Origin of the sequence: Pedobacter sp. UBA5917, from assembly GCF_002432345.1 — a bacterium.
GTDB lineage: Bacteria > Bacteroidota > Bacteroidia > Sphingobacteriales > Sphingobacteriaceae > Pedobacter.
In genome coordinates, this window is sequence record NZ_DJDT01000097.1 from 1 (window position 1) to 11144 (window position 11144).

Sequence of the window (11144 nt, forward strand, 5' to 3'; positions counted from 1 at the left end):
ATCCTGGCCTGGAAAACGGGAAAACTGATTTTCAGGAAAACAAAACTGGCCGATATCGCCGCCATTTTAGAGCGCACTTATAATGTTGCGATCAATATTAACCGCGAGGCCATTGCCCAAAGGCAAATCAGGGTGAATTTAACTACCGATATCCCGTTAAGCAAGCTGATCAAAATACTCAGCGTAGCGGGCAATTTTAACTATAAGATCAATCAAAATCATGTTAGCATTTTTTAGGAGAGAAAGGATGGGGATGTAACAAACAGACTAAAAATAAAAACGTCCCCCTTTGAGGGAGGACGCGTAAATCATCAACGGACTGGCTGTTTTCGAAGACCCGTCAGTCCACGATAAAGTAATCATAATATCCGCCCTCGGGCGAAAAATCATAATGACCAAAAATATGCAAAAAGTATTACATCTGCATGTTTCTTTTCAATATGTAAGGCAATGCTATCGTGTTGTGTACCATGTTAAAAAGAGACTGAGGCAGGTGGCTGATAACAATCTGTGCGCAGATAAAATTTATTTCTTTATGAAATGCTCTTTTCTCGTGATCCTCGCAAATCTTACCGGCTTAGGGGTACTCTTCGCCAGTAATGTATCAGGTCAGGATCTTAACCGGAAAATCAAACTTAAACTTGAAGCTGCAACCATCGAAAATAGTTTGGCTGTTGTAGAAAGACAGAGCAATATTCAGATTAATGTGGCCATCAACCTGTTGGATAAAGTAAGCAAAAAGGTAAACCTCAGTACCGAAAATATTAGCGTTGCCGATGCACTAAACAACATTTTAGCCAATACCAATCTTAAATATAGCGTGGTAGAAGGTTATGTGGTCATCACCCGTAAACCGGTACCGATCATAATCACAGGAACAGTTTTCGACGAAAAGAACAAGGAAACGCTAATCGGTGTAAGTGTAAAGGTTAAAGGCGCTGCAACGGCTGCCTCAACCGATGTAGATGGAAAATTCCGCATCACCATACCCGAAGGCGGTGCAACGCTCGTGGTTTCTTACATGGGTTATATTACACGTGAGATTAGGGTAGATGCCGCTACAAAAGTGCTCAATATTGCTTTAAAAGCTTCATCAACCCAATTAAGCGACGTAATGGTACAGGCCCGCAGAAAAGGGAGTACCGATGTTGCCGTACTGGATGAACGTAAAAACTCTGCTATTGTACAGGATGCCATTTCGGCGCAGTTAATCGAGCGTACGGGTAGTATTACCACCACGCAGGCTTTACAACGTGTTTCGGGGGTAACCGTAACTGATGATAAGTATGTGGCCATCCGTGGTTTGGGCGACAGGAGTGTAATTGGGCAGTTAAATGGGGTGCGTTTGGCTTCTTCCGATCCGGATAGGAGTACAATACCCCTGGATCTTGTTCCGGCTTCGTTGCTGGATAACATTACCATTTATAAAACGGTAACACCCGATAAACCTGCCGATGCAGCTGCGGGTATTGTAGAGCTAAAAACCAAATCCGTTCCTGAAAAGGAAACTTTTGAGATTATTGCCCAGTCAGGTGTAAACTCCAATGTGGGCGTTGGCGGACAGTACAATAGCTTTTGGAATAGTGATATGGGTACTTTCGGCAATAAAATAAGCCAGAAAAACCTGAGCGAAGATTTTAAAAATCTTGCAAAGCAATATCCAAATGGCCTGGGCTCCATCCAGAATATGATTGCCAACAGCAATTACAGTCCAACTGCTTATCAGGAAGTAAACCGCATCAACAACATCATGCAGTCTTTCGATCCTGTTATGACTACGCAGTACAAAAGGGCACCTTTAAACCAATTGTATTCGGCCACTTATGGCAATAGCTTTAATATTTTTAAAAAACATAAACTCGGTTTAATATTGGGTGGCAACTATTATCGCCGTATCACCGATATCAGTGGAGGCGATTTAACCCAATACAGCATTTACCAGGGGGTGGTTACCGGTAATCCTGATGTTTACAGTCCGCGGAATATCCCGAACTACATTACACCGAACAGTTTATTTATGGGTAAATACCAAACCTATAAAGAAAACACGGGGGTAGAAACCCTAAATTATGGTACGCTGGTTGGGGTTACCTATCAGTTTAACCGCCGTAACGAGATCAGCATGCAGTACCTGGGCAGCTGGGGTGGCGAAACCAAGGCCACCAACTTATCCGGCAGGTACGAATATACCGGTTTGCCCGGAGAGGTAAAAACGACTACTTATTCCTTAAAACAAACTTTCCGCAACCTAAATACCTTTAATTTACAGGGCGAGCATAAGTTTTTTGATAAAGAATTGTCGCCGCGTTTGAGTTACAATGTAGCCAGTTCGAGGTCGAAACAGAACGACCCCGATTTCAGGTTCGCCAGTCTGGCCGATTATACACCACGCGGAGGCGGTTATTACACCGTTGGAACCGGGAGCAGTGCACCGGCAACGGTTTATAGCAAACATCTTTATGCCCTAACCTCGGGTTATGTAAACGGTTTTGGCCCTTATGGCATTATACAGGCCGAACCCAACGGAAGACGTTGGAGAAACCTCGACGAGAAAAATTACAATTACAAAGGCGATTTAAGCATCCCTTTTAAACTTTTCGGACAAAAACAGGAATTAAAAACCGGTGTAAATTACCTGTTCAGGGATCGTACTTTTAACGAGAACCAACTTTTTCTGCCCGGATCTAACTTTACCAGTAATAAGGCCTTACCACTTTATGGTGCCGAAGGTAACCTGAACCGCCTGGTGAGCAACGAATTTATCGGTGTAAAACTTCCTACAGGCAATCAGGGCGAAGGTATGATGCCGATTGGCGGATTTTTATACAACAGCCAGAAATCGCCGAATAACTATACCGGCTATTTCGAAACCAATGCCTTTTATGGGATGCTCGATTTAAAACTGACCGAAAAACTGCGTATTGCAGGTGGTGTGCGTTTCGAGATGACCAATATCGGTTCATCAGTTGATACCTCGGGTGTGTTTTTAGACCCTTCGCTTACCGCTGGTGGTGCAAACGGAAGCAAAATTCCGTTAAACCCCATCAACCCGAATTCGGTATATAAAACAGGTTATAAACCATTTTATTCGGTTAATGCCACCTATACACTCAATCAGAACATGAATTTCCGTGGTGCTTATAATACCACATTGGCACGACCCGAATTAAGGGAAATTACGAATGTGTTCGAGTTCGATGCCTTCCAGATGGGTTTGGTAGTGGGTAATCCGAACCTGAAAAACCAGTTTACCCAAAACATCGATTTCAGGTGGGAGTGGTTCCCGGCAAAAGGAGAGGTACTCGCCGTATCGGCATTTGGTAAACGCATCGAAAACCAGTTGGTAAAGGTTTTTAGTTTACAAACTGCTGGTTTAGCCGCAACCTACCCCGAGTTTCCAACCATTCAGTTTCAGAACGACCCGAACGTAGGTAAGGTATGGGGACTTGAGCTCGAAGTGGTAAAAAGCCTGGGCAATATCTGGGACCCTTTAAAGAATTTCTATTTCGGTTCTAACTTATTATTGGCGCAGAGCGATATCAAAAAAACGTCGCAGCGTTATGAGGCTATTCGTTCGCTCGATCGTTATACACCAAAAAACAGTCCGCTTTTTGAGCAGGCACCATACTCCATCAATGCCTGGTTAAATTACGAAAACCCGAAATCGGGATCCGATTTTACTTTAACCTTTAACGTAGTTGGCGAACGTTTGGTACAGATTAACCTCACCGGCGAACCCGATTTATACACCCGCCCTGTGCCCGTGCTCGATTTTGTATTCAGTCAGCGTTTGAGCAAAAGTGTAAAGTTTAAGGGGTATGCCAAAAATATCCTCAATCCCGATATCAAAACCGTTTATGCCAATCCGCAAACCGGGGGTAAATGGTACGGCAACGAATACATAAACAGAAGTTATACCCGTGGCGCCGAAATTATGTTGGGCTTTACCTATAATCTATTTAAATAATGAATCAGATATATTATACACGCTTTAGCCTGTTGCTTTTCAGTATCATGCTGTTGTTTCAGGCCTGTAAGAAGGAGAAAATTGATTTTGAAACCGACAACCGTATCATTACCCAAAACCGGATCAGTTCTACTGCCCGCATTATCAATGTAACCGGTTTTAACCAGGTAATTGCCAATGGCGATAGCTTGACCAATTTTGTGGTACGGGCACCCAATTCGCCCAATAGTCAGCAATATCCGGGTACTTCTTATTTTCCATCTAACGGGCAGCTCGGTAAAACCTGGTTTGTTCCGCAGGATCTGTTCAATGTACAGGAAACGGCAAAACTTAATTTCCTGGTAAAAAGTTATAATCCCACTAGTGCAGCAGATGTAAAACTTGATGTAAAAAACGACTATAATAATCCAACCGATTACATTTTATTGCCAACTTTTGCAATGGAAGGTCAGCCCGAAGTGGTTCCCGTTAAAAGAGGTGTTACCGCACCATCGAAGCCTGATTATTTTAAAATCAGGATTGTAAACCTTTCTGGTGCTATTAAAAACCCTGCTTTAAATAGCAGTGGCCGTCAGGAAGATTTAACAGGGAGCGTATCGCTGGCCTATGCCGATGGCACGTTGGTTGATGCTAAAACCAATAACATTAGTACAGCAACCCGAACTTCCGATTATATAGAAATCCCTTACGGAACTTACCAGTTTAAGATCCTGATGGACGACGGCAGGCAGATGCCCGCATTAGGAAACGGCCTGGATGCCATCACATTGATCGATCCGCCTACTTCAACCATCCCCATCGATCTGATGAATTCTACCAAACAAACTTATGCGCCCATTCAAACCTATCAGCCAGGTGGCATTTATACCATTTTAATTGCTCCCCAGCGATTTGATTACCACATTAACGAAATTGGCGAAACATCAACCACTTATCAGAACTCTTTTCAGGTAATTACCGATAATAATCCGGCGGCCAACAATACCTATTTCAGAGTACAGGGCGTAAATGGATTTGCGGGGCAGAATGTAAGTTTTAAGGTAGACGGGAAAACCATCGCCAATAATTTAGCTTTTGGAACAGCAGGCGCTTATCAGGATTTTATTCAGGGTAACCACACGGTTGAAGCCGTTGATGCCTCGGGCAAAACCCTAGCAAGTGCCAGTCAGGTGCTTCGTCCGGCGCAGAATTATACTGCCTGGTTATACGCCGATCAATCGGGTGCGGCCAAAGTGATTATTGTAGCCAACGATTTAAGCGGAAGCACTTACCTGGGTGCAGAGGATGATGCCACTTATACCCGCAACCAGTACAGCTATTTTTTCTTTAAACGGTTTTTAAACCTTTCGGTGGGCAATCCTTACATCACCTTTACACAAAGCAACGGCCAATCTTCGGCCGGGGGCAACGATAATGCAAATGCCGGTGTTAACCTTCAGCCTGGTGTGCCGCTGTTCGAACGCCCCTATGTAAGCAGTATGTACACACAAAATACCTTCGAAATTATGGCTTACCGTTCTAAACCCAATGTAGTGCCGGGTATATGGGCAAATGATATCGAAGTATTAAAAAGCGAAGCATTTATTGCCGATAAAACCCTTTACCAAAAAGTGGGCAGGGCATTACCTGTACAGGAGCCCGGCATTTATACCATTGGTTTAATCGGCCAGTCGGGGACAGGCAGCACAGCTGCAAATAAAGCAAGAATGATCATTATCAAACATAACAAATAATGAAAACAGAGAAATTTAATAACCGGATTACCACAAGCAGATTTAAACAGTTGGCCTGGCTTTTTGCCAGCTGCCTGTTGCTGTTTAACTCGGGCTGTGTTAAAGTAGAATATTCTAAGATAGACGATCCGGCGTATTTAAGGGTGTTTAATAACCTTAATTATGTACAAACCCTGGGCAGTAAAGATAATAAAGTGCCATTTTTTTGCATGCTCATTAATCCGGTACTGGATGGGAACGGTACGCCTACAAGTGCCGAAATTGTGGGCGATTTTTTAGATCAGCGTGATGCTTACGCACCGCCATATCCATCGCATATCGGTACCAGTACTTCTGTTAACAATCCCGAATATCCCGGTAAAGAAAATGTATTGGTTGGCCCCATTTTAAATGGATTTGATTTAAGCAGCTGGGCACAGGTTCCATCGGGCAGGGTGCGCATTATGTTTGCCTACCGTCCTAAAAATACCATGCCTTTTTTTCAGTTAGAAAACCAGCTTAAAAAAGATATCCTCATCGATACCACACTTAACCTCACCAATAAAGAAGTATACACCCTACACCTCTTGCAAAAAGATTTTGTAACCAAACGGGCAGGTATTTTATTGCGTGAAGAGATCTTTCAGAAACTGCCCTTATCCGATTCGCTTACCTACGTAAACTTTTACAACATGAGTGCCAAAGGTTATTGGGAAGCCGATAAATCGCTTAAAGCCGACGATTATCTAATGGCAAGTTTTCAGGGCGGTATGAAAGATGAAATGAATGTTTTTCTGTCGCTTTACGAAAACCAGAATATTTTAAGTAATACCGAAGCAACGGTGCCCGGTTTTAAAGGGAAATACATTGCCAATGTTAAACTCAATACCGCAACCGGAATGGTAAACCCTTATGTAAGTTTCCCGATCTGGGCAGGTAAAACAGCCAATGGCATCACCACCAACATGTGGCAGCGCTTCGATTTTTTTGTACCGGGAATGGATGTTACCAATAATCCATTTTATCCAGCCTCTACCGATAACGGCGGAAACTGGGTTTCGGTTAACTGTTTGCAAAACGGTAAGGTAAGGATGGTGAGCAACGATAATGCCGCCATATTGCCCAATCTGCTGGTCAACATTCACTCCGGTGTAAACAACCCCAAAACCTTTGCCACGGTAAACACCATCGAAGTGGTTAACGGCAGGGTTTATTTAACCACCATCCAACGGAAATATGCACCGCCTATTTATTAAAAAGATGATTCTGATGAAAAAAATAAACAATCATAATAAACCGGCTTTGTGGGTGAATAAAATGCTTTTTATCCTCGCTATGAGTTTACAGTTGCTGTTTTTTGCAGGTTGTAAACACGACGATCTTTCGATAGCCCTGCCCAACGAAAACATCCGTCAGGCTGGCGATTTTGTAAAGAACAATTACGAAATGACGCTTTTTTACGCCGCACTAAAAAAAACGGGCTATGCAGAGCAGTTAAACGGGGCAGGTCCTTTTACTGTACTGGCACCAACCAACGATGCTTTTAACCGCATAGGCATATACAACGCTGCCGATTTTGACAAAATGAATGCTGATACTTTGAAAAAGCTGATTGGTTACCACATTTTGCCACGCAGGTTACTGGTTAACGATATACCAAGCAATGGCATTGATATCCGTTATGCAACCCTAACCGGACCTGAGTTATATGTTTCGCGTGCTGCTTTTAATCCTAACGGAGGCGTAGAAAAGGAACTGTATATCGACGGAGTTGAGGTAATTAGAAAAGATGTGGTGGTAGCCAATGGTGTGCTGCATTTGCTTGATAACGTAATGAAACCCAATTTTAACAAAACGGTACAGCAATGGCTTGCCGAACATGCCGATTACAGCGTATTTGTTAAAGGTTTAAAAAAGTTTAAACTTTGGGATCAACTCGCTAACCCCGCGATCTTCACCATTTTTGCGCCCAATAACCAGGCGCTGGCGGATGTGGGCATTACGGATGCTTCACTAACTGCGCTCGATGCCGAAAAATATCTGGGTGACAGGCTTTTTGGTGCCTACATTTTGTACGACAGGCACTTTTTTATCTCCGATTCGCAGGTGTTTTCATTGATCAATTCGAACGGGGCTTATAATTACTTCCTTAAAAACGATAGCCATTATATGAATTTCGGGGGTGGAAAACAATATCCCACATTTAAACTGGGCTATGGCCTTACCCTCCGCAGCGGTAATACTTTTTCGGATGTGATCCTCAATTCGGTAAACAGTGATTTAACAGCAAAAAACGACAACCTGTGCAGCAACGGCATCATCCACCATTTGGTTAGTGGATTGGTAAGGCCCGATCAGGCAATCAGAAAATAAGATATCATCATCAATATGAGAAATTTAAAAAACTTTTGGGTTTTCGTTTTACCGGTATGCATCCTTTTTTTAGGTGCCTGCTCCAAAACGGAATTTATGCCCGATCCTGAGGGGGCACAGGTTCCCTTTCAGAGCGATGCCACACAAACGGTAGATCAGTTGCTCAGTACATCTGCAGCAAAGATATTTTACTCGGCCTGGCAAAAAAGCAATATCAAAAACATCCTTAAACAACAGAGCAGCAAACTGGTATTTACCGTTTTCGCGCCTAACGATGCCGCCATGCAGGCCGCAGGTTTAACCGCCACGGCCATTAGCCAGATGCCGGTAGAAGAGCTCGATAGTTTGATGATGTTTTACACCGCCATTGGCCCTGTAACCAAAGATGAGCTGAAACTACGCTCTGATAATTTTATGGTAAAAAGCCTGCTCCAACGCCCAGGGCTATACGTAAAATATTACGAATACACCCAAAGCAATAGCCAGTACGATTTATACTATTACAGGCATTATGTAGCTGCAAAAGGTGATGATTTATTGATGAACGGCAAAAACGTAGGTAAAATAAATTACCTGCCTGCAACCAACGGATGCCTTTACATTATGGAAAAAGCCATAGAAAGACCGGTAAAAACCATGCTGGAGGCTTTAAAGGCTGACGGTAGGTTTACCATGTTCGTAGAATCGCAGCGCCTGGCTGATGAGCTTTTCCTTGATAAAATCAGCAACGATATTGAGGCCATTTTTGGTTTCCGCCTCGAAAACGAGGATATTATGAGGGATTATGCCTATAACAGGCTCTACTACAAAAAAGACTGGGGGATAGAAACACCACCTTATCAAGGTTATATTGGCCCGAATATCACAGTATCTACCTTATTTGCCCCCACGGATGAAGCTTTTCATCAGGCCGGATTTCAAACCGTTGCCGATATCCTGAAATTTAACGAACGCGGTATGGAAGGGGTCTTTTTTGATGAAAATGCCTATACAGCAGTAGGTGGTTTCCCGATGGATACGGTATATAATTTTCACCGCAACTGGGGCAGGATGTTCCAGCCTGCAACCCCTGGCGGAGATAAAACAGCCAATAATGCCACCGTATTTTATAGCAATGTGCTAAATCCTGCGCTTAACAGTTATCCGGTTAATATTGGCGGAAATCCTGCTCCCGAATATGCTTATATCATGCCTCTTGAGTTTTCGACCGGCAGTAACGGTGCACAGCTTAAAGTAAAAGGTTCCGAGTATCCGGCAGCAACGGTTATCGATGGCGATATCAATACCCTTAACGGGCCAATACATGTGGTAAACCGCCTACTTTTTCCCAAAGGATTTAAACTCAGATAAAACATGGCACAGCAATTTTATAAATACCATAACATTATATTTTCTGTTTTGCTGATGGCCCTGTTGGTTTCATCATGTAAAAAAGACGAAAATAAACTAAGCGATTACGACAGTAATAAAATCAACCTCGTTATTGCCGATAATTTTAACCTTTCATCCTTTAGTGCCGCTTTAAAACGCAGCGGACTGGATAAAACACTGCAAGAAGGTAGTGGTCCGTATACCGCTTTGGTACCATCCGATGCCGCATTTTCACTGGCCGGTTATGCCGGTCCGGTAAGTGTGCTCACGGCAAACCCCACCATTATTTCGCGTATTGCGCAATACCATACATTGGATGGAAGGTACGAACTGAATAAACTGCCTTACCTGTTTAACCAGGAGCTGCGCTCGCGTGGAGGTAAGTTATATGCCACGCACTGGATCAAAGGAACCGATACCGTGCTTACCTTAAATGGTTCGCGTGTGATTTCACAGAATATTCCGGCCTCAAACGGTTTAATCCAGGTGCTTAACCGCGTGCTGAGCCCTTACCTGCACGATCTGCTTGGCGATGCGGTTTCGGCCGAACCGAGTATTACCCTTTTTACCCAGGCTTTAAAAAGTTCGGGTTTGCTCGAAACCATTAATGGAGCGGGGCCCTACACCATTTTTGCACCCAACAACCAGGCCATGCAGGCCATGGGTTATGCCAGTGTAGAACAGATTAGCAATACCGATGCAGAAGTACTAAAACGCCTGGTGAATTACCACATCGTAAAAGACAGGAGGTTTATTTACGATTATATCCTCAGCACAGGTACATCCAATACCAGCAGACAGGCCATGCTTGATGGCAACTCGGTAACGATGACTTTAACGCCAGATCCTAACGCAGCAGGGAGTTTTACCGGTATTACTTTAAGGGGAATCGGGAATACCACTGCTGTAAAACTGGTTAAACAGGATATCCTGGCCGGCAATGGTGTATTACATATTATAGATGGTGCTTTACGGATTACGCAATAAGTAACCTGAAGCAATTAAAATTAAACTGATGAAGAAAATGATATATCCAACACCCGTCTTTTTGCAGGGCATTTTTTCGCTGCAGCAGATTGGGTTTAAAATAATTATACTCGGCGCTTTCCTGTTCCTCTCGTTTGGAGCCATGGCGCAGGAAACAAGCGGTTCGTTAACGGGCCAGGTTAAAGATGCCAAGGGAATAGCTATACCCGGTGCAACCATTGTGGCCGTGCATACGCCCTCTGGAACACGTTATGCCATTTCTGCCGATGCGGATGGACGTTATTTCCTAAACAATTTACGCATTGGTTCGCCTTATACCCTTACGGTATCTACCACGGGGATGAAAACCGAAGTGCTTAACGATGTTGCTGTTCGTTTGGGTGCCAGCCAGCAGGTTAATTTTGTGCTGCAGGAAAATGCGCAGGAATTAAGTACAGTAATGGTATCGGGCAGGGCGAAACCCAAACAAAAGGCCGATAATTACGGAACAGGTAAAAATATAAGTGCCGAGCAGGTTAAAAATATGCCTACTATTAACCGCAGCATTACCGATATTACCCGTTTAACCCCACAGGGGAGCCGCGACAACAGTTTCGGAGGAACAAATTTTCGTTATAATAACGTAACCATCGATGGTGCCGTAAATAACGATGCCATAGGTTTTAGTCCTTCGCTGGGCGGACAAACCGGTACTTCGGGTATGAACGGAAGCAGTACCCGTACCAATCCGGTTT

Annotated in this window: 8 protein-coding genes; all 8 read left to right on the forward strand. The window is 43.6% G+C overall.

The annotated features are described in order from the left end of the window. Positions 1-237: DUF4974 domain-containing protein (locus B2V92_RS06030; RefSeq protein WP_293305750.1), on the forward strand; the 237-nt coding region annotated here is incomplete at its 5' end. Positions 238-535: 298 nt separating this feature from the next. Continuing rightward, positions 536-3967: a carboxypeptidase-like regulatory domain-containing protein gene (locus tag B2V92_RS06035; protein ID WP_293305752.1), complete on the forward strand. Its 3432-nt coding sequence runs from the start codon at positions 536-538 to the stop codon at positions 3965-3967. Next, a complete protein-coding gene (locus tag B2V92_RS06040; RefSeq protein ID WP_293305754.1) occupies positions 3967-5700 on the forward strand; it encodes a DUF4397 domain-containing protein in 1734 nt (577 codons plus the stop codon). Before B2V92_RS06035 ends, B2V92_RS06040 begins: the two co-directional genes overlap by 1 nt. Further along, positions 5700-6935 (forward strand): hypothetical protein, encoded by a 1236-nt coding sequence (locus tag B2V92_RS06045; RefSeq protein WP_293305757.1) that lies wholly within the window; start codon positions 5700-5702, stop codon positions 6933-6935. The genes B2V92_RS06040 and B2V92_RS06045 overlap by 1 nt, the downstream gene beginning before the upstream one ends. A 13-nt stretch (positions 6936-6948) precedes the next feature. After that, a complete protein-coding gene (locus B2V92_RS06050) occupies positions 6949-8052 on the forward strand; it encodes a fasciclin domain-containing protein (protein WP_293305760.1) in 1104 nt (367 codons plus the stop codon). Positions 8053-8067: 15 nt separating this feature from the next. After that, a complete protein-coding gene (locus B2V92_RS06055) occupies positions 8068-9402 on the forward strand; it encodes a fasciclin domain-containing protein (RefSeq protein WP_293305763.1) in 1335 nt (444 codons plus the stop codon). A 3-nt stretch (positions 9403-9405) separates the two neighbouring features. Further along, positions 9406-10410 (forward strand): fasciclin domain-containing protein, encoded by a 1005-nt coding sequence (locus B2V92_RS06060; protein ID WP_293305766.1) that lies wholly within the window; start codon positions 9406-9408, stop codon positions 10408-10410. A 28-nt stretch (positions 10411-10438) separates the two neighbouring features. Continuing rightward, a partial coding sequence (locus B2V92_RS06065) for a carboxypeptidase-like regulatory domain-containing protein (protein ID WP_293305768.1) occupies positions 10439-11144 on the forward strand: 706 nt, incomplete at its 3' end.